The following is a 19,314-nucleotide window of genomic DNA, read 5'->3' on the forward strand; positions in this document are numbered from 1 at the left end:
ATTCATATAATAAATGTGGCTATTCAGAAATATAGGGTTGAGAAATACATAAATTCACCGCATATTAGTCATAATCTATTATAAAATATGGTCATTCAAGAGAGGAAGGAGCTTTCAATGCCACGTAAAAAAGAGGTCGTTAGTGGGAATTTCGTTAAATACGATGCGGTAGTTCTCGGTTCTGGACCTGCGGGTGAAGGCGCGGCAATGAAGCTTTCAAAAGCTGGTAAGCGTGTTGCAATTGTAGATGTGCGTGATCAACTTGGCGGTAACTGTGCACACGTAGGAACGATTCCAAGTAAAGCATTACGTCAAACAGTTTCTAGTATTATTCGCTATCAGCGTGATCCAATGTTTCAAAAAGTAGGTGAATGGAAACAGTTCACCATGAAACAAGTTTTGCGTAATGCACACAAAGTGATTCAACAACAGGTTGATACACATACACGTTTTTATGACCGTAACAAGATTGGTGTCTTCCACGGTCGTGCATATATTCAAGATAAAAATACAGTCTTAGTTTTTAGCCATGAAGGTATTAAAGAAACAATTATCTGTAAGCAAATCGTGATTGCGACAGGTAGCCGTCCTTATCATCCGCAAGGTCTCGACTTTGACCATCCTCGCGTATTTGATTCGGACAAGATTCTTGATCTTGATTATTCAATTCAAAAAATCATTATTTACGGCGCAGGTGTTATTGGCTGTGAATATGCCTCAATCTTTATTGGTTTAGATCATAAAGTTGACTTGATCAATACTCAGCAAAAACTATTAAGTTATTTAGATGATGAAATTGCTGATGCTTTGTCTTATCACTTACGTGAACAAGGTGTATTGATTCGTCACAATGAACAAATGGATCATCTTGAAACGTTTGATGACCATGTTGTTTTACACTTACAAAGTGGTAAAAAGATTAAAGCTGATGCCATTCTTTGGTGTAACGGCCGTTCAGGTAACACAGAAGGCTTAGGTCTTGAGAACGTTGGATTAGTTCCAAACAACCGCGGCCAGCTTTCAGTAAATGATCAATATCAAACTGAAGTTGAAAACATCTATGCAGCTGGTGATGTAATTGGTTGGCCATCGCTTGCTTCTGCTGCTTATGACCAAGGGCGCTGTGCTGGCGCAAACATGAGTGGTGAAGATGCGAAGCCAGTACGTGATATTCCAACTGGTATTTATACCATTCCGGAAATCTCATCAATTGGTAAAAATGAACAGGAATTAACGGAAGAGAAAATTCCGTATGAAGTGGGTCAAGCTTCTTTCCGTCATTTAGCTCGTGCACAAATTACTGGTGATACAGTGGGTGAGTTAAAAATTCTTTTCCACCGTGACACTATGGAAATTTTAGGTATTCACTGTTTTGGTAATAATGCTGCCGAAATTATCCACATTGGGCAAGCAGTTATGCACAGCCCAAACAATACCTTGAAATATTTTGTTGAAACGACATTTAACTATCCAACCATGGCTGAAGCATATCGTGTAGCTGCACTTAATGGTATGAATCGTTTGTTTTGATTTTAAATAAGTTTTCAATAAAAAAGCCTGCAAATTTGCGGGCTTTTTTATTTTCATTAGACCATAGGTTTTTTATATTTTTATGACAATCCAAAGGATGATTTTAGCTTTTTATCATACTAGTGTGGACAAAATGCTTGGTTAAAATATTCAAATAAATCTGGTGTTTGTTTCCATAAAATTATAGAAAGCACCAAAAGCGTGACTATGATAAAAGTCATAATTGTTTTCAAAAGTAAGGCATTATGCGTCATGAATAACAGCCTCCTCATTCACAAAGAAGTGTACGATCACACCTAATATACTTAATGCTATAGAACATAGCCAAATTGCATTGTAATTACCTGTTAAGTCGTGATTAATACCACCAAGCCAACCGCCAAAGAAAGAACCGACTTGATGGGTGAAAAACACAATGCCGCTCAGCATTGAAAGGTATTTAACACCAAACATATTTGCCACAATACCGTTCGTGAGCGGAACAGTAGAGAGCCATAAAAGGCCCATAATGACACCAAAAGCATATACCGTATAAATGCTTAAAGGTAATAACAAAAAGGCAATGATCGTAATGCCACGGCTTCCGTAAAGCGCCATTAATAATTTAGGTTTTGAGAAGCGATCTCCTAACCAGCCAGCACCATAAGTCCCCACAATATTAAATAGTCCAACTAGTGCCAGAAACACAGTTCCTGTAGCTGCATCAAAGCCGTGATCGATTAAATAGCCCGGTAAATGTACACCTAAGAAAACAACTTGGAATCCACATACTAAGAAACCTAAAGCTAACCACCAAAAAGGTTTATGTTTTCTGGCAATATTCAGTACTTGTTTAAATGTGAGCTGAGGTTGTGCAATTGCTTTTGGAGTTTGATTGCTTGGTCCTTTTAACATCCATGCAAGGGGAATAATAAGAGCAATTAATAGCGCACTGACCATTAGGGCTGCTGACCATCCAACATTTTTGAGTAAGAGAAGGGTAGATGGCAACATAATAAACTGACCGAAAGAACCCGCTGCACTTGCAATCCCCATTGCCATACTTCTTTTTTCTGGCGGTGCTGCTCGACCTACTGCACTAAGTAAAACTGTAAAAGAGGTCGCTGACAAAGCTAAGCCGATAATCAATCCTAGGCTTAAATTTAAGATTAATACGCTTGAACTAAAGGCCATTAAGAGAAGGCCGAGGGCATAAAGTAGTCCGCCAACTGCAACCACAATTTTACTGCCATATTTGTCTGCAATTGCACCAGTAAATGGTTGAACGACTCCCCAGATCAGGTTTTGCATGGCGATTGCAAGACTAAAAACATGTTGGCCCCAACCAAACTCATGGCTCATTGGGACCAAATAAAGTCCAAAACCATGCCTAACACCTAAGGAAAGTGCCAAAATAAGAGCACTACCAATCAACATATAGATGAGGGGCTGGGAAAAGTGATTGCCAGTTTTAGTCATGATTAATGGAAAATTATAATAATGTGATCATTTATTGTAGAGGATATATCGGGTAATGACGATATACCTGCGGAGAATATTTAAGAAGAATTAAAAAGTTCGTATTTTATGATAAGAAAATTGAAGAAGCAGAAATCATTTTAATCTCTGCTTCTTATAAAAATTAAGCTGCGGAATTGCGTTCAAGCAATGCTTGTTCAAACAGAACTTGTTCTTTTTCTTTATGTTCAGTTGTGAAGCGAATCAAAATTACACTACAGCCTGCGACCATAACCAAACCCCCTAAAATAAACAGGCAAGTTTGAACATCAAGCAAACCTTTAAGTAAGAAACCTGCTGCAACAGCACCAACATTGCCACCTGCACCAATAATTCCAGCAACACCACCTAATGCATTACGATCAATAAATGGTACGAGTGCATAAGTTGCTCCACATGCCATATGTGTAAATAGTGCAAAAATAGTCATCGAAATAACTGCGAGCGCAACAGCATTCATTTGTGAGAAGACTATTAAGAATAGCCCTTCACCTAAAATCATCAGCACAAGTACTTTTGTACGACCATCTAAACCTTTCTTGAGTGCAACTTTATCGGAAATGATACCGCCCAGCGCACGAGCGAATAATGCTAAAAGACCAAAGATTCCGGCAGTTAAACCAGCGGTTTTTATATCCATTTTGAATTGATCAACATAATACATTGCTGCAACGTTATGGATAAAAATCTCAATACCAAAACTTGCACCATATGCTAAAAATAAAATCCAGACACGGTAGTTGCGAGCAGCTTGCATTAAAATTGCCGTACCACCTTTTTTGCCACTACCGATCTCAATACCTTGCGCGCGAACTTCTTTAAAGTTTCCTTGAGGGCAATCTTGAGTTAATTTCCAATAAAGAATACCTACAATAACCATCATTATGCCAGGTACGATTAATGCGACGCGCCATCCCATGGTTTGTTCAACACCAAACATCACAATTGCACCTAGCAATAAAGGCATTAAAGCTTGTGTTGCACCACCGCCAGCATTTCCCCAGCCAGCCGTTGCCGCATTTGCTGTTCCTACAACGTTAGGTGCAAACATCACACTTGTATGGTATTGAGTAATGACGAAGCTTGCACCAATCGCACCAATAAGTAAGCGAAAGAATAGAAAAGATTCATAACTATTGGCAGCAGCTACACCAAATACTGGAATACTGCCAACTAATAGGAGAGTGGTGTACGTAATACGGGGGCCATATTTGTCGCAGAGTGGTCCGACAATAAGCCGTACTAAAATCGTAATCGCAACGGCAGCAATATTAATATTGGCAATTTGATCTTTTGTTAAGCCAAACTCACCTTTAATCACGGGCATTAATGGTGCACATGCAAACCATGCAAAGAAGCAAACAAAGAAAGCGAGCCATGTCATGTGGAAGGCACGCATTGCTGGAGTTGAAAAGCTGAATAATTTAATTTCAGTTGCTTTTTTTGCATCTAACTGGATATTTGAAGACATACGCCGTCCCCCTGAACTGAACGAAATTTAATTTGCATGGCAATTTATTGCTTATATGCAGACCGATCAGAGCGGACATCGTTGGCCGTCTTTGTTTATTCATTGAATCATCATTGATTCATCATGCAATGAATAAAGCAAAGGGCGTGCCAAAAAAAGAATTTTACTAAGAAGGAAAAATTACTTTTTAATTTTATTGAGTTAGTTTGTGAATATAAAAATAATAAAAAAGGTCAGGAGGGAGGGCGAGCAGTAATAAGAATATGAGAAGGTCTTTATATTTGTAGTTTTTATTAAAAATGCTCATTTTCTTAGCATATTGATTTAAAAAGAAGCAATTTCTAGGCGAGATAAGTGAAAAAAAGCTATAAAAACCTATATCAGTTTTTATAGCTTTATATAAGGCAAAAGTTAGAAGCGGTAACCTACACCCACATAAGTAATGAGGGGATCAATATCAATTTTGGTATTTGCTTTAATGAGCTCTTTACCTGTATTTTGGTCGGTCACATAGATTTTTGCTTCACTATTCATTTTTGAATATGAAACTGAACCGACAGCAAACCAGTTCGGGTTGAAGTCATAAGTTGCCCCTAAAGTCACAATAGGTGCAAAAGTATCGGTCGCTTCAAGTTTCACGATAGGATTTGCGGATGATGTCTTACCATCTAATGCCGCTCCAGCTTTGCCATCATGGATATTCTGAATCATATGGCCGGCTTTAATTAAATCTGACTCAATCCCTGAATTCATTTTTAAGTCGTTGAAATAGGCATACATGACACCTGCACCCACATATGGGCGGAATTTATTCACTCCGGATTTACCAAACTGATAGTGTAATTCTACAGCAGGCAACCAAGCACGTGCTGTAGCTGCTTTATCACCTTGCGTGAGATCAGTGATAAAAATATCTTGTTTTAAAGGGATATCACCAAGAATAGTACCAATACCACCTGGTTTATCTATTCCAGATAATGGAGCATAAATATTTCCTTTACCTTTGATATCAACTTTGGGTGGAATACCTGCTTTAATTTCTAAAGACAAGTTATCGCTGAAATGATAGTTAGCCATGATGCCAACTGTATCAACACTCTGAGCTTCTAAACCAGTTCCTTGAGCTTGCCAGTTAGATAATCCATTAATTGTGGCATTACCTGCAATATTTGAATTTAAGTACGTTTTTCCATCATCACCTTTATGGGTGATAAGGATGCTTGTAAGTGGATTGCCTGTTAGGCTTTGTAAGGTATCATGTTTTCTTTTACCCTCAGCTGTAGATTGATCTATTGCCTTCAGAACAGAATCAACAGTTACATCACCTACTTTAGAGGTTGTTCCTTCTGCAACACTAGTATTGATATTGAATGGATTTGCGCTTCCTTGTGGCATGGCATGTAACCAGCCCGCAGAGACAGAAAAACGTTTGAAACCATCACCATCCTTTAAACTAAAATATGGCGAAGCGGCGTAGGTGGCTGTTGGCAGAGCAAAAAAGGCAGCTGTCATACAAAATAATGACTTTTTCATCATAAAAGGACTCCATGTCCGACATTTGTTTACTGATTTTTATTGAGCCAACCATACCGTGTTTTATTAAAATGATTGTTTATTAAAAATTAATAATTGTAATTTTTTTGAAATAATTGTTTATATTTGGCAATATTTGTTAATTTTAAGTACACAATAAATAATAAAAGGCTACATAAAGTAGCCTTTTATTAAATCTAATTAAATTATTAGTTGAAGCGAGATAAGTCTTCTTCTGGGCGTGCAGTTAAAATTTCAATGCCCGTTTGAGTCACTAAAATAGTATGTTCATATTGAGCTGAAAGTTTATGGTCTTTCGTTACAACAGTCCATTTGTCGCCTAGTAGTTTCGTTTGCCATACGCCCGCATTTACCATAGGTTCAATGGTAAAAGTCATACCTGCTTCTAGACGCATACCTGTTCCAGCTTGACCATAATGTAATACTTGAGGTTCATCATGGAAAACAGTTCCAATACCGTGGCCACAATATTCACGCACTACACTAAAACGCTCTGATTCAACATATTTTTGGATTGCATGGCCGATATCACCTAAATATGAGCCATCTTTAACAGTTGCCATTCCTCGATACATCGCTTCTTGGGCAACCTTACATAGACGATTAGCCAAAATAGAAGTCTCTCCGCCAACGACATACATCATATTGGTATCGCCGTGATAACCATCTTTAATCACAGTCACATCAATATTTAAAATATCGCCGTTTTTTAAAGTTTTATTCTCAGAAGGAATGCCATGGCAAACAACATGGTTAACCGAAGTACAAATAGAGTGCTGAAAAGCAGGGCGTCCAGGAGCGCCACCATAGCCGACACAGGCAGGAATAGCATGCTGTACATTTTCAATGTGGTTACGGCAAATGGTATCAAGTTCAAGTGTACTTACACCTGCCTTAATATAGGGCTTGATCATCTCTAGAACTTCAGCCGCCAGTCGTCCTGCAATACGCATTTTTTCAATTTCATCTGGAGTTTTGATTAATCGACGTGGAGCTGTATAAGTACTGTTCATGATCTCTAAAAACTTTTGGTAATTTACAAGTGTCTATGGTATAAATAGCCGCCCATTTTATCAAATGCTTTTCGTGAATATATTTTACGAACAATTTTGATAAATGGAGTAAAAAATCCGCACATATATCGTCACATTACTCTGGGTGCCTGTAAAAGGGTGGAGAATGCGGATATATGGAGGCCTAACCCAAACTTTAAGGTAAAGAAAATGGCAGATTACAACGTAAGCATGCGTGACCTTCTTCAAGCAGGCGCGCACTTTGGTCACCAAACTCGTTTCTGGAACCCAAAAATGCGTCAATACATTTTTGGCGCGCGCAACAAAATTCACATCATCAATCTTGAGCACACTGTTCCTGCGTTAAATGATGCTTTGAACTTCGCTAACCAATTAGCAAGCAAAAAGAACAAAGTTTTGTTCGTTGGTACAAAACGTGCTGCTTCTAACATCATCCGTGAACAAGCACAACGTGCGGGTCAACCATATGTTGATCACCGTTGGTTAGGTGGTATGTTGACGAACTGGAAAACTCTTCGCCAATCTATCAACCGTTTAAAAGACCTTCAAACTCAATCTCAAGATGGTACTTTTGCTAAGCTTACTAAACGTGAAGCTTTAGAGCGTACTCGTGAGATGGAAAAACTTGAACGTGCTTTAGGCGGCGTTAAAAACATGGGTGGTTTACCTGACGCATTATTCGTAATTGACGTGGATCACGAATCAATTGCGATTAAAGAAGCTAAAAACCTTGGTATTCCAGTAATCGGTATCGTTGATACAAACTCTAACCCAGACAACGTAGACTACGTTATTCCTGGTAATGACGATGCAATCCGTGCGGTTACACTTTATGCTTCTGCTATGGCTGATGCGATTCTTGCTGGTAAAGAATACGCTCAATCTCAAGCAAATGCACAAGCTAAAGGCGAAGAAGCTGCTAAAGAAGCTCCAGAGGCTTAATGCGTTTTGACGCAAGCTTGTCATTTTTGCGACATGTAATGGTGGCAAATTAAGCGTCGAGAGTGCAAACGGCCCAGAGTTTCTTTGGGCCGTTTTTGTTGAAAAGATTCATTTTTCTACCGTATTTAGGAGAACAACATGACTGCAGTTACTGCGAGCATGGTAAAAGAATTACGTGACCGTACTGGTCTTGCAATGATGGAATGCAAAAAAGCATTAACAGAATCTAATGGTGATGTTGAATTAGCGATTGATAACCTTCGTAAATCAGGTCAAGCAAAAGCTGCTAAAAAAGCGGGCAACATTGCTGCTGATGGTGCGATCACTATCGTTCAAGAAGGCAACAAAGCGATTCTTTTAGAAGTAAACTGTCAAACTGACTTCGTTGCTAAAGACGAAAACTTTGCTGGTTTCTCTGCTAAAGTTGCTGCTGCTGCACTTGCTGCAAATGAAACTGATGCGACTAAAATTGCTGAATTGAAACTTGAAGATGGCACTACTGTTGAAGAAGCACGTATTGCTCTTGTTCAAAAAATCGGTGAAAACATCCAAGTTCGTCGCGCGAAAATCGTTGAAGGCGAAAGCTTGGCTATCTACAAACACGGTTTAAAAATCGGTGTTGTAGTTTCTTATACTGGTGATGCTGATACTGGTAAAGGTATTGCAATGCACGTTGCTGCGTTCAACCCAGTAGCTGTAAATGCTGAAGCTGTTCCTGCTGACCTTATCGCTAAAGAAAAAGAAATTGCTGAAGCGAAAGCGTTAGAATCTGGCAAACCAGCTAATATCGTTGAAAAAATGGTAACTGGTTCTGTTGATAAATATTTGAACGAAGTTGCTCTTGATCGTCAAATGTACGTAATCGACAACGACAAAAAAGTTGCTGATGTATTAAAAGCAACTGGTACTACTGTTGTTAACTTCGTACGTTTCGAAGTTGGTGAAGGTATTGAGAAGAAAGCAGAACTTAGCTTCGCTGAAGAAGTTGCTGCTGCTCAAGCTGCTGCGAAGTAATTCGTATCACGATAAAAAAAGCCCCTTTGGGGCTTTTTTTATCTCAACTAAAATGAGTGTATAAAATGATAAATAAAAAAAATCTTAGTATTGGCGGTGTCATTATTTTATTGATCGCTGCATATTTTGGTCTGGATTTATCTGGACATAAACAGAATCAATCGCCATCATCAATCATACCCGAAGCTCAGCATACTGAAACTACACTTTCAAATAATGGGGTGGACACAATAAAAGCTGCTTATGAGCAGAGAAAAAGTAATGTTCAAGTGCTGGGAAGTGGTCGAGTAAAGGCAATTTTAAGAGACGATAATGATGGGTCAAGACATCAGAAATTTATACTTGTATTAAAGAATGGCCTTTCAATTTTAGTTGCGCATAATATTGATTTAGCACCTAAAATTTCTAATTTGAAAAAAGGTGACATGGTAGAGTTTTATGGCGAATATGAATATAACCCCAAAGGTGGTGTATTACACTGGACGCATCGTGATCCACAAAGTCGTCATGAAAGCGGTTGGCTTAAACATGATGGACAAATCTATCAGTAAAGCCAAATAGACAATTAAAGAGATTGTTTTTATAGAGCAATTTTATTCTATTCAGTTTCTTAAAACATGCTATGGTTTTTTTATTAAATAGATGAGACGTATTTATGCAGCGGGAGCAAGCCGATTATCTGCATGTGCGAGAGCTGGGCGGTCTAGAGTTACTAAAAGCACATTACCACCAAACACAATTCTCGAAGCATACTCATGAAGGTTATTGTATCGGTGTGATTGAAGAGGGAGCACAGTCTTTTTTTAGGACGGGCCAGCTACATGTAGCTCCCAAAGGCGATATTATTTTAGTAAACGCTGACGAGATTCATACAGGTTCATCTGCTGTTGAGTCGGGGTGGCGATATCGAGCGATTTACCCCACACCTGAAATGTTGGCAGAAGTTAGTCAAGATTTTTTTGAAAATTCACGTGGGGCACCGTGGTTTCCTCAGGCTGTCATTAGTGACTTGGGTTTGGCTCAACAACTTTGTTTACTTTTTGATTTATTAGAACAAAAAGATAATTTTTTACTTAAAGAAACAATGTATTTATCGACTTTAGCCTGTTTAATGAAACGACATAGTAAATCAAATCATACTTTTTGTGAGTTGCCAGAAGCATATTCAAAAATATTAAGAGTTAAAGAATTATTAATAGAAATGCCTGAAACGAATTTTTCTTTGCAAGATTTGGCTGATATGGTGGGTCTAAGCGCATGGCATTTCTTAAGACAATTTAAAAAATATGTGGGTTTGCCACCACATGCTTGGCTTGTTCAAGCACGCCTACAAAAAGCAAGGCAATTATTAAAACAGGGTGACCAAATTGCGATGGTGGCACAGCAATGTGGCTTTTCTGATCAAAGCCATTTTAATCGTCACTTTAAAAAAGCCATGGGAGTGACGCCCACTCAATATGTGGCTAGTCTAAATAACTAAATTATTAAAAATTTATTTACAGCAATTTTATTCAATATGAATCATTTCTCATTGGGCATTTTAAAGAGAGTTTTCTTATATTGGGTTTGTATATATGAATATTCAGCTTCATCAGTTGGTGGGGTTTTCAAAAAATAAGCCATCCTATCTGTTTTTACGCGGTGCAATGGATATTTTACCATTGTCAATTTCTGTGATTCCATGGGCAATTTTAGCAGGCTCAATGGCAATTCATGCAGGTTTATCTTTTTATAAAGCGCTTGCAATGTCAGGAATTGTTTTTGCTGGAGCAGCTCAATTGGTTAGCTTAAGCATGGTAATGGAAGGTGCATCCGCTTTTACAGTTTATGTGACTATTTTCTTTTTAACAGCCCAGCATTTCATTTATGCATTAACTTTAAGAAATGATATTTCTATTTTGCCTCTTTCGAAAAGGTTAAGTTTGGGCTTTTTATTAACAGATGAATTATTTGCGGTGTGTGCATCTGGTGAAAAAAGGCAGCTAGAATATTTGTTGGGTGCAGGCCTATCTTTTTATTTATTCTGGGTGGTTTTTAGCTTGGTCGGAATACTTTTGGCAACAGTGATTCCCGATTTACTAAATTATCATTTGGATTTTTCAATTGTGGCTATTTTTATTGCCATGATAGTGCCGCTATGTAAGGGGTTGCCCGTAGTCGCGGGTGTGCTAATGACTTGTTTCAGCGGGTTTTTATTTAAATTCTATCAAGTTGAAGGAGCGATTTTACTTTCAGGATTAATAGGGATGTTGGTTGCTGTGTTAACTGAAAAAATAGGTAAGGAGCAATAAAATGTCTTGGTTCATGATTTTAGGTTTGGCAACAATCGTCTTTTTTAATCGTTATTATTTTTTAGAACCCAATGTTAAAATTAAACTACCTCTTATTATGAATAAGATGCTTAATTACTCTGCGCCTTGTTTATTAACGGCAATTTGTATTCCAATAGTTTTTTTTGATGGCGATAATTTAAAGGGAATTTTAAATAATCCTTATATTTATGCAGCAATCTTTTGTATTGTGATTGCTATTTATCTTAAAAGAGTACTTTTAAGTGTGATTGCCAGTTTGGCTTTTTTCTATTTTATAAATTTTCTAATAAATCGCTAAAATGTAAAAAGCTGAATCGAGATGATCCAGCTTCAATTTAACAATTAGGAAATAGCATGTTTTTGTCTGCTTTTCCATTTAGGTAAGATTTTTCCTAGATAGGCATCCATGCACCAGACTGGGCCAATCAGTAGAAATTGTAAATCTTTAAAGAAAGATGGTTTTTTGCCCTCAATTTTATGGCCATAAAATTGTCCGACCCAAGCAATCACAAAAATAGCGATATAAAATCCGACTCCTACAGGTAGGGTGTAAATGAGCCATGCCATAACAACAAGTAAAGCCGCCATTGCAACAGCAAGTACAAGATCTAAACGCGCATAAAATACTAAAGTGAGTACAAGTAATAGAGCAGTGAGCAAAGTGCTGAAATGAGCAATGATTCCAATTATGGAAAATAAAATGGCAGGAACGCATAGCCAGTGAATTTGTTTATTGGTTGGGTTCTGATGGCTTTCGCTATATTCATCAAACCATTCTGTAATGGATTTCATTAATGGCACGCTCCTTGTTTTAACTTTGATTTATTTTTTCTGAGTATATTTTATCCTGTTCTTTGGGCGGGCGACAAGAAACCGATAATATTCAACTATAGAAACCTCGCAATAGGTGTTTAAAAAAAGTATGAGAAAAACCTAATGTTTTGGTTATTGAAAAAGTACTCAATGTAGACTTGAGAATGATGCAATTTTTCAGAATATTTTTTATAGGTTACTGGATGATGAAATCATCAAAAAAAGTGTAATTTTGAGATGGGTGGGAAAATTGTATGAAAAAGCTCTACTCATCTACTCTAAAAACGCCATAAATAGCCCTGATTTTATAAAAATGGTACTAGGGTAGCGCAAATTTATTAAAGTCGCTCTAAGCGCAATTTAGGAGAGAAATAAGCTTTGAGAAAATAAATACATTTTTTTGTTTAAAAAATATTCAAATATGGGGTTGAAGAAGGGCTAAAAAAGATGATTTTTTTGTATTAAACTAGGGATTATTTTTTATAGTTTAAAACATAAAAAAAGCCGCAGAAAAAATTGCGGCTTTTTTACATGAACTCTAGAGTCTATAACTTATGAAGTTGGACCATCAACACGTTCAATATTTACTTTTGCAGTTCCAGCATTGGTAATGCCAAGACGTTTAGCTGCACCGTATGATAGGTCAAGTACACGATTGCCATGGAAAGGACCACGGTCATTTACTTTTACAACCACACTTTTACCATTGTCTTTATTCGTTACTCGGATGTAACAGTTCAATGGTAGGCTGCGGTGAGCAGCAGTTAAAGCATTCATATCGAATGTTTCACCATTTGCTGTTTTGCGCCCATGGAATTGACGACCATACCATGAAGCCATGCCAGTTTGGCTAAACTTACGAACAGTGTTTGAAGCTACTGTGTTAAGTTTTTCAATCACTGAAGGCTCATCTTCAGGGATTTCAATTTTTGCTGCGATAGCTTGACGACGGATTTGGTCGCCAGAACGTTCAGTGATTGAAAGACTGTTAATGTTAGAAAAACGAGAATTAAAATTTTGAGTATCTTTACTCAATACACGAGCTGCTAAATTAGAACCATCTACATCACTATTTAATGAGGTAGATTGCACCATTTCAGCGTGCAATGGGGCTATGCTTAAACTAGCCGTCAGTGCAAGAACGTATTTCAGCGATAACTGCATTTGTATAAACTCCTGAGAACATGTACTTTTTTCTTTCAGCCATTGACTGAAATTTAAAGTGAACATGTCTTATTATTCACTTTTGCAATTGCTACATTGGGGTGGATAATATTCATCGCTTACGGAGAGTGTCTAGTCTTTAACGAGAAATAGTTACAAAAAGGGCAAAAACTTACAGTTTCTGGTTAAAAAATAATCAAAGTTGTAACAGGATGTTGAATTTGTGTGTATTGTGACCTATTTAACAAAAATATTTATTGACTTTTACATAACTTATAAAAAAGCTAGCCTATCGGCTAGCCACTTCAGTACCTAATAACCATACAGCAGTAGCATACATACGGCTCTTATTATAGGTCGTAATTACTTGAAAATTCGGGTAAGTCAAATAGTAAATTGGACCATTATAGTCTTGTAATTGAATAACATTCACCATATCCAGATCATCAATTTTAACTAAAGGATTTAAAGGTGAAACCCCGAGTGTCTTTAATGCGCCATATGGAAAAGGTTGAGTTAAATCTTTAGCAATAACACTGTCCGGATTTGATCCTGTATAACGCGCCATAAACCCGATAGGTTGATCGCGTTGCCATCCTTGTTTTGCTAAATAGTTTGCGATTGACCCAATTGCATCTTCTGCAGAGTTTCTTAAATCGATGTGTCCATTACCGTCATAATCGACCCCATATTTACTAATATTACTCGGCATAAACTGTGGATAGCCAATTGCACCTGCGTAGGAACCTAGAATACTATTTGTTGGATAACCTTCTTTATACGTCCATGCAATAAGAGCAGCGAGCTCATCACCAAAGTATTCAGCACGGCGAGGGTAGCCAAAAGCAAGTGTGGCTAAGGCATCACGTGTAATAAAAGAACCTTTATTCGCACCATAACCTGTTTCAACACCCAAAATACCCAAAATGACGGCTTGGGATACACCATATTGTTGTTCAGCGCGATTTAAGGCATCTGCATATTGGTTTTTAAAACGGACACCACGTTGAATTGTCCCTTCAACCAAGAACATAGAGCGATAGTCATACCAAGGTTTGCTTTCACCTGGACGAGTCATAATATTTAGAATGTTTGGTAAATTTTTTGCACCACTCATAGCTGCATCAACTTGATCGCCACTTAAGCCATAAGTGCTCATCGTTTTTTGTTTAAAATTTACATAATCAGGATGTGTTGCAAAATCGTTAGCCTGAGCGAAGTGACTTGTACTGATTAAACCAGTACACAAAGCGAGCATTTTTAAAGTTTTATTTAAGTATTGAGACAACATATCGTTTTAAAATTCCAGATTATCGATGTGTATGAATGGACATGACTAAGCCAAAGGTGGCCATTAAAGTAATAATAGCTGTTCCGCCATAACTCATGAAAGGTAAAGGAACACCTACCACTGGTAAAATACCACTGACCATTCCCGCATTTACAAATACATACACAAAAAAAGACAAACCCAAGGCGCCAGCTACTAAACGTCCATAGTTATGGAAGCTTTGTAAACCGATTTGGAATGTTCTAAAAATAATAGCAAAATAAAGAATAACTAAAATAAGTACACCGATAAGCCCAAATTCTTCGGAATAGGCTGCAATAATAAAGTCGGTATGACCTTCGGGTAAAAAGTGCAAATGTGATTGAGTTCCTTCAAGAAATCCTTTACCTGAAAAACCACCAGAACCAATCGCAGTTTTAGATTGAATAATGTTCCAACCTGTGCCGAGCGCATCTGCCTCAGGATCAAGCAATGTTAAAACCCTTTGACGTTGATAGTCATGTAATAGGAATTCCCAAGCAATCGGAATGACGATCGCAGCGCAGGCTCCTGCTGCACCGATCATACGCCATGATAGTCCACTTAAAAATAAAACAAATATGCCACTTGCTAGTACTAAAAGTGATGTTCCTAAATCTGGCTGTTCCGCAATCAGTAAAAAGGGAATACCAATTAACATTAATGATAAAACAACTTGTGAAAAGCTCGGAGGGAGGGGTTTTCGCGCTAAAAACCATGCAACCATCATGGGCATGCCAATTTTCATGAACTCACTGGGTTGAACGCTGCCGAAACCAGGAATATCAATCCAGCGCTGAGCACCCATTCGGACTTCACCGAACACTTTGACTGCAACGAGCGCAAATAAGCCAAACAAATAAAAATATGGGGAAAAAGCTTGGTAGACCTTGGGTGGAATTTGAGCTAGACCACACATCACTAAAAAGCCAATACCAAAACTCATGGCTTGTTTACTCACCAAGCCCACATCTTGTGCGGAAGCACTATATAGTACGGTTAAACCTAATAGCGCATTTAAGAGCAAAAATAGGCATAACCAAGGGTCAATATGGAGTTGTTGCCACTTTGATGGTTGCATAGCGGTGCTAAGACCATCTCGGGGAGCTTGGCGTAAAAATTTATATTGTGGGCTAGGAGACATGCGGCGTTAACTAAGGTCAATCAGTGCTTGGCGCATGCTAACATAAACTTGGTTAATGGCAATGTATATCAATATTTTGCAATAAAAAAACCTAGCTTTCGCTAGGTTTCCGATAGTCTATTTTTTATTAGTTAAAGAATAAACCATCATGATATTCAGCCATTGCTTTCAGTTCAGTGCGATTCAAGCTTGGAATCAATTTGTCGATTGCGATGTGAACAGCTTTTGTTACTGCTGCTGCACCAATATCGGCTGCTTTACGCTTAATCATGCCAAGGTCTAATGTTTTATTAAAATCAGACATGAAGTGCTTGATCATGGCATCGCCGAATTGTTTATATAATTCAGCCAAAGCAGCTTTATTAATGTCATTGCCTGCTTCAAGCTCAGTAAAGTTATGCTTAAGGTTAGTCACTAAACCTGCATCTAAATTTACGCCTACTTTATATTGGCCTTGTGGATCTTTAAATAAGCTTTTTTCAGAAAACTCTACTGACTGTTTAACCACATCATTTGGTGCTTTGCTTAACAATTGCTTTAAAAGAACAGCAACAGTTGATTTGACATAACCTGCTAGTTTTTCGGCAGTATCGCGTTTTTCACTTGCAGGAAAATGCTGAACTAACTGAATTAAGACATTATTAATAATTTCTTCATTAAGTTGTAAAGCAATCTTATCGCGAAGTGGATATAAAGGTTCACTAGAATTTTTATTCGCAATTCCAGTCTGCATATCGTTCAATAAGCCTTCAGAAGGGGTAAAACCAAAAAACGGCATGGTGTATCCTCAAATTATTCGTTTTATTGTCGTGCCAATCGAATCGGTTTTGGCATCCATGATAGATCCGATACTCGGCAAGGGTTAATATCAAGTCCGCCGCGACGAGTATAAGTTGCATAAACCATCAGCTTCTCAGGCTCTAGATTTTGCCAAATATCGGCAAAGATCTGCTCAACACACTGTTCGTGAAAGCCATTATGCTGACGGTACGAGATAATATAAGCTAAAACACTACGATAACAAGGTTTTTTGCCTTTAAAACGGATAAAAACTGTACCCCAATCTGGTTGTCCCGTGACTGGGCAGTTACTTCTCAAAAGATGAGAATACAGTTCAATTTCAACTTCTTCACCAGACTCATCTCGTTTTAAAAGAGTTGCATCTGGATGCTGTTCTAAACGTTCTGGCGCAAGGTCATCAATACAAATGCCTTGGGGTTTAGAAATATCTAAATCATCAACCTGAAATAAGGTTAATTCAACTTTTGCGCCTGCAGCAGCAGATAGATCCTTTTTAACCGTTTCTATGAATGACTCTTTCGAATCAAATTGAGTGAAATTAAGACTATTAAAGTAAAGTTTTAATGACTTTGATTCAATTAAATTCGGTGAAGAAGCGGGTAGTGTAATTCTGCCAATCGCAACTTGTGGAATACCATGAGCGTTTAACCATGAGATTTCAAAAACATGCCACCAATCTTTACCTTGAGTAATGCCTTCAATATGTGAATAGCTTTCACGAGACTGAGCACGGGCAATTGGAAATAAAACATCAGGTTGATAATTAGTTGGATATTGGGTTTCTTTACCCAATAAAGACTGTTCGACACTCATTCACGCATTCCTGAACCACGAGCAAGTAAATAGTAAGCAATTCCGTAAAGTACAACACAACATAATGTCACAATGGTTAAAGAGAACGTAACATTCACATCACTATGACCTAAAATGCCGAAACGGAAAGCATTAACCATATAAACAATAGGGTTAATTAAAGAAAGTTTTTGCCAAAAAGGACCAAGTGCACTAATGGCATAAAACACACCACCTAAATAAGTTAAGGGTGTAAGAACAAAGGTGGGAATAATAGAAATATCATCAAATGATTTTGCATAGACTGCATTAATAAAACCACCTAATGAGAAAAGAACCGATGTAATTAAGACTGTATATATAGTTACGAACCAATTGTGTATGAAAAGGTCAGTAAAGAACATGCTCATTGCAGTCACAATAGCGCCCACTAATACACCACGGCATATACCACCAATTACATAGCCCCACAAAATAATATGGAGTGGCACAGGACTCATGATGAGTTCTTCAATACTTTTTTGGAATTTTACACTAAAGAAACTTGAAGACACGTTGGCATAACTATTGGTAATGACCGCCATCATAATTAAACCGGGCACAATAAATTGCATATAGCTCACGCCACCCATTTGTCCAATGCGTGAACCTACCAAATTACCGAAAATGACAAAGTACAAACTCATCGTAATTGCAGGTGGTAATAAGGTTTGTGGCCAAATGCGTAGAAAACGGCGTACTTCTTTACGAACTATGGTCCAGAGAGCAATTTGCAGTTGGCTAAAATTCATTTTGCCTCTCCTTCAAGATTTTTCTCGACCATTTTGACAAACAGCTCTTCTAAGCGGTTCGATTTATTACGCATACTACGAACACGAATACCTTGAGATTCTAATAGCTGGAATAAGTCATTTAATGTATGCGCTCTATCCATCGTTACTTCTAATGTATTGCTATCGATTAAGTTAAACTTTACACCAATAATATTTAACTGAAGCGGCCCAATCGGTTCGGCTAAATCGAAGATAAATGATTCTTCATTGAGCTGATTAAGGAAGCTCTTCATGCTGGTATCTTCTTTAATTACACCGCGATCAATAATCGCAATTTGACGACACAACATTTCTGCTTCTTCTAAATAGTGGGTCGTTAAAATAATAGAAGTACCGTTTTCGTTCATTTCAGTCAGAAAATCCCACATAGAGCGGCGTAATTCGATATCTACACCAGCAGTGGGTTCATCTAGAATAAGAAGCTTAGGCTCATGCATCATGGCACGGGCAATCATCAGACGACGCTTCATACCACCAGACAGCATACGTGCTTGTATATTACGTTTTTCCCACAGACCGAGTTTTTCTAAATAATGTTCGGCACGTTTTTCTGCAATCTTTTGATGGATGCCGTAATAGCCAGCTTGAGTGACTAAAATATCGAATGTTTTTTCAAACTGTCCAAAGTTAAATTCTTGAGGAACGACGCCAAGCTGCTGTTTTGCCAGAGACGGATGGGTATCAAGATTGTGCCCAAAAATCTCAACTGTTCCTGAGGTTTTTTTCGTGAGGGAGCTGATAATACCAATGGTTGTTGATTTGCCGGCACCATTTGGGCCTAACAACGCATAAAATTCACCTTCAGGCACAGTGAGGTTAATACCTTTTAACGCCTGAAAACCATTACGATATGTTTTGGACAAATCTCTTAAAACCAAAGCATCAGTCATGAAATTCTCACATTATGAAAGAGGGGTATATTTTGAGCGATAATGATTAATAAACCAAGTAAAATAGTCGGAATTTTATAAAATTGAGATAAATTTATGAAGTTATTATATAAAAGCTGGTGCGCCCGGCGGGGATCGAACCCACGACCCCAGGTTTCGGAAACCTGTACTCTATCCAACTGAGCTACGAGCGCATGTGTGGGGCACATCATAG

Annotated in this window: 19 protein-coding genes and 1 tRNA gene; 7 read left to right on the top strand and 13 right to left on the bottom strand. The window is 37.9% G+C overall.

Translation table 11 applies throughout. The features are described 5' to 3' along the window. Nucleotides 1-117 precede the first annotated feature (117 nt). Nucleotides 118-1,530, top strand: a complete 1,413-nt coding sequence (gene sthA / locus WA249_RS14260; RefSeq protein ID WP_004790990.1) for a Si-specific NAD(P)(+) transhydrogenase — start codon at nucleotides 118-120, stop codon at nucleotides 1,528-1,530. A 243-nt stretch (nucleotides 1,531-1,773) separates the two neighbouring features. On the opposite strand, the gene WA249_RS14265 is transcribed toward sthA, so the two are convergent. From WA249_RS14265 to map, 4 genes are all read right to left on the bottom strand, one after another. After that, entirely contained in the window at nucleotides 1,774-2,988 is a 1,215-nt protein-coding gene (locus WA249_RS14265) for an MFS transporter (RefSeq protein ID WP_336169644.1), read from the bottom strand. Between the two features lie 163 nt (nucleotides 2,989-3,151). After that, nucleotides 3,152-4,498 carry an MFS transporter gene (locus WA249_RS14270; protein WP_336169646.1) on the bottom strand — a complete coding sequence of 449 codons (1,347 nt, stop codon included), beginning with the start codon at nucleotides 4,496-4,498 and terminating at the stop codon, nucleotides 3,152-3,154. Nucleotides 4,499-4,909: 411 nt separating this feature from the next. Beyond that, nucleotides 4,910-6,034 (bottom strand): OmpW/AlkL family protein, encoded by a 1,125-nt coding sequence (locus tag WA249_RS14275; RefSeq protein ID WP_336169648.1) that lies wholly within the window; start codon nucleotides 6,032-6,034, stop codon nucleotides 4,910-4,912. 206 nt (nucleotides 6,035-6,240) lie between these two features. After that, nucleotides 6,241-7,065, bottom strand: coding sequence for a type I methionyl aminopeptidase (gene map, locus WA249_RS14280; RefSeq protein ID WP_336169650.1), 825 nt, complete (start codon nucleotides 7,063-7,065; stop codon nucleotides 6,241-6,243). Nucleotides 7,066-7,275: 210 nt separating this feature from the next. Here map and rpsB point away from each other — a divergent pair, with 210 nt between their 5' ends. The 6 genes from rpsB to WA249_RS14310 all read left to right on the top strand — a co-directional run bounded on the left by rpsB (nucleotide 7,276) and on the right by WA249_RS14310 (nucleotide 11,652). Further along, complete coding sequence (gene rpsB / locus WA249_RS14285) at nucleotides 7,276-8,028, top strand: 30S ribosomal protein S2 (protein ID WP_003650626.1); 753 nt, start codon at nucleotides 7,276-7,278, stop codon at nucleotides 8,026-8,028. 138 nt (nucleotides 8,029-8,166) lie between these two features. Continuing rightward, complete coding sequence (tsf, locus tag WA249_RS14290) at nucleotides 8,167-9,042, top strand: translation elongation factor Ts (RefSeq protein ID WP_336169652.1); 876 nt, start codon at nucleotides 8,167-8,169, stop codon at nucleotides 9,040-9,042. Nucleotides 9,043-9,107: 65 nt separating this feature from the next. Further along, nucleotides 9,108-9,593 carry a DUF3465 domain-containing protein gene (locus WA249_RS14295; protein WP_336169654.1) on the top strand — a complete coding sequence of 162 codons (486 nt, stop codon included), beginning with the start codon at nucleotides 9,108-9,110 and terminating at the stop codon, nucleotides 9,591-9,593. 104 nt (nucleotides 9,594-9,697) lie between these two features. After that, nucleotides 9,698-10,522, top strand: a complete 825-nt coding sequence (locus WA249_RS14300) for an AraC family transcriptional regulator (protein ID WP_336169656.1) — start codon at nucleotides 9,698-9,700, stop codon at nucleotides 10,520-10,522. A gap of 94 nt (nucleotides 10,523-10,616) precedes the next feature. Further along, nucleotides 10,617-11,333, top strand: coding sequence for an AzlC family ABC transporter permease (locus tag WA249_RS14305; RefSeq protein WP_336169658.1), 717 nt, complete (start codon nucleotides 10,617-10,619; stop codon nucleotides 11,331-11,333). A gap of 1 nt (nucleotide 11,334) precedes the next feature. After that, nucleotides 11,335-11,652: an AzlD domain-containing protein gene (locus tag WA249_RS14310; RefSeq protein WP_336169660.1), complete on the top strand. Its 318-nt coding sequence runs from the start codon at nucleotides 11,335-11,337 to the stop codon at nucleotides 11,650-11,652. A 44-nt stretch (nucleotides 11,653-11,696) separates the two neighbouring features. On the opposite strand, the gene WA249_RS14315 is transcribed toward WA249_RS14310, so the two are convergent. The 9 genes from WA249_RS14315 to WA249_RS14355 form a co-directional block, all read right to left on the bottom strand. Then, entirely contained in the window at nucleotides 11,697-12,146 is a 450-nt protein-coding gene (locus WA249_RS14315) for an Mpo1 family 2-hydroxy fatty acid dioxygenase (RefSeq protein ID WP_336169661.1), read from the bottom strand. A gap of 573 nt (nucleotides 12,147-12,719) precedes the next feature. Next, on the bottom strand, nucleotides 12,720-13,331 hold the full coding sequence (locus tag WA249_RS14320; protein WP_336169663.1) for a septal ring lytic transglycosylase RlpA family protein: 612 nt from the start codon (nucleotides 13,329-13,331) through the stop codon (nucleotides 12,720-12,722). A 289-nt stretch (nucleotides 13,332-13,620) separates the two neighbouring features. Further along, entirely contained in the window at nucleotides 13,621-14,622 is a 1,002-nt protein-coding gene (gene mltB, locus WA249_RS14325) for a lytic murein transglycosylase B (RefSeq protein WP_336169665.1), read from the bottom strand. A gap of 19 nt (nucleotides 14,623-14,641) precedes the next feature. Beyond that, nucleotides 14,642-15,784 (bottom strand): rod shape-determining protein RodA, encoded by a 1,143-nt coding sequence (rodA, locus tag WA249_RS14330; RefSeq protein ID WP_336169666.1) that lies wholly within the window; start codon nucleotides 15,782-15,784, stop codon nucleotides 14,642-14,644. Nucleotides 15,785-15,911: 127 nt separating this feature from the next. After that, nucleotides 15,912-16,562, bottom strand: a complete 651-nt coding sequence (locus WA249_RS14335) for a hypothetical protein (RefSeq protein ID WP_199964542.1) — start codon at nucleotides 16,560-16,562, stop codon at nucleotides 15,912-15,914. A 23-nt stretch (nucleotides 16,563-16,585) separates the two neighbouring features. After that, nucleotides 16,586-17,398: an NADPH-dependent 7-cyano-7-deazaguanine reductase QueF gene (gene queF, locus WA249_RS14340; protein WP_336169669.1), complete on the bottom strand. Its 813-nt coding sequence runs from the start codon at nucleotides 17,396-17,398 to the stop codon at nucleotides 16,586-16,588. Then, nucleotides 17,395-18,168, bottom strand: coding sequence for an ABC transporter permease (locus tag WA249_RS14345; protein WP_336169671.1), 774 nt, complete (start codon nucleotides 18,166-18,168; stop codon nucleotides 17,395-17,397). The genes queF and WA249_RS14345 overlap by 4 nt, the downstream gene beginning before the upstream one ends. Next, on the bottom strand, nucleotides 18,165-19,100 hold the full coding sequence (locus WA249_RS14350) for an ABC transporter ATP-binding protein (protein WP_336169673.1): 936 nt from the start codon (nucleotides 19,098-19,100) through the stop codon (nucleotides 18,165-18,167). The genes WA249_RS14345 and WA249_RS14350 overlap by 4 nt, the downstream gene beginning before the upstream one ends. A 117-nt stretch (nucleotides 19,101-19,217) precedes the next feature. Further along, a tRNA-Arg gene (locus WA249_RS14355) sits at nucleotides 19,218-19,294 on the bottom strand. Between the last annotated feature and the right edge of the window lie 20 nt (nucleotides 19,295-19,314).

The organism is Acinetobacter sp. 161(2023) (assembly GCF_037027805.1).
Lineage (GTDB): Bacteria > Pseudomonadota > Gammaproteobacteria > Pseudomonadales > Moraxellaceae > Acinetobacter.

Coding starts and splice junctions, on each gene's coding strand:
- sthA (WP_004790990.1), top strand. CDS start 118: ATGCCACGTAAAAAAGAGGTCGTTAGTGGGAATTTCGTTAAATACGAT.
- WA249_RS14265 (WP_336169644.1), bottom strand. CDS start 2,988: ATGACTAAAACTGGCAATCACTTTTCCCAGCCCCTCATCTATATGTTG.
- WA249_RS14270 (WP_336169646.1), bottom strand. CDS start 4,498: ATGTCTTCAAATATCCAGTTAGATGCAAAAAAAGCAACTGAAATTAAA.
- WA249_RS14275 (WP_336169648.1), bottom strand. CDS start 6,034: ATGATGAAAAAGTCATTATTTTGTATGACAGCTGCCTTTTTTGCTCTG.
- map (WP_336169650.1), bottom strand. CDS start 7,065: ATGAACAGTACTTATACAGCTCCACGTCGATTAATCAAAACTCCAGAT.
- rpsB (WP_003650626.1), top strand. CDS start 7,276: ATGGCAGATTACAACGTAAGCATGCGTGACCTTCTTCAAGCAGGCGCG.
- tsf (WP_336169652.1), top strand. CDS start 8,167: ATGACTGCAGTTACTGCGAGCATGGTAAAAGAATTACGTGACCGTACT.
- WA249_RS14295 (WP_336169654.1), top strand. CDS start 9,108: ATGATAAATAAAAAAAATCTTAGTATTGGCGGTGTCATTATTTTATTG.
- WA249_RS14300 (WP_336169656.1), top strand. CDS start 9,698: ATGCAGCGGGAGCAAGCCGATTATCTGCATGTGCGAGAGCTGGGCGGT.
- WA249_RS14305 (WP_336169658.1), top strand. CDS start 10,617: ATGAATATTCAGCTTCATCAGTTGGTGGGGTTTTCAAAAAATAAGCCA.
- WA249_RS14310 (WP_336169660.1), top strand. CDS start 11,335: ATGTCTTGGTTCATGATTTTAGGTTTGGCAACAATCGTCTTTTTTAAT.
- WA249_RS14315 (WP_336169661.1), bottom strand. CDS start 12,146: ATGAAATCCATTACAGAATGGTTTGATGAATATAGCGAAAGCCATCAG.
- WA249_RS14320 (WP_336169663.1), bottom strand. CDS start 13,331: ATGCAGTTATCGCTGAAATACGTTCTTGCACTGACGGCTAGTTTAAGC.
- mltB (WP_336169665.1), bottom strand. CDS start 14,622: ATGTTGTCTCAATACTTAAATAAAACTTTAAAAATGCTCGCTTTGTGT.
- rodA (WP_336169666.1), bottom strand. CDS start 15,784: ATGTCTCCTAGCCCACAATATAAATTTTTACGCCAAGCTCCCCGAGAT.
- WA249_RS14335 (WP_199964542.1), bottom strand. CDS start 16,562: ATGCCGTTTTTTGGTTTTACCCCTTCTGAAGGCTTATTGAACGATATG.
- queF (WP_336169669.1), bottom strand. CDS start 17,398: ATGAGTGTCGAACAGTCTTTATTGGGTAAAGAAACCCAATATCCAACT.
- WA249_RS14345 (WP_336169671.1), bottom strand. CDS start 18,168: ATGAATTTTAGCCAACTGCAAATTGCTCTCTGGACCATAGTTCGTAAA.
- WA249_RS14350 (WP_336169673.1), bottom strand. CDS start 19,100: ATGACTGATGCTTTGGTTTTAAGAGATTTGTCCAAAACATATCGTAAT.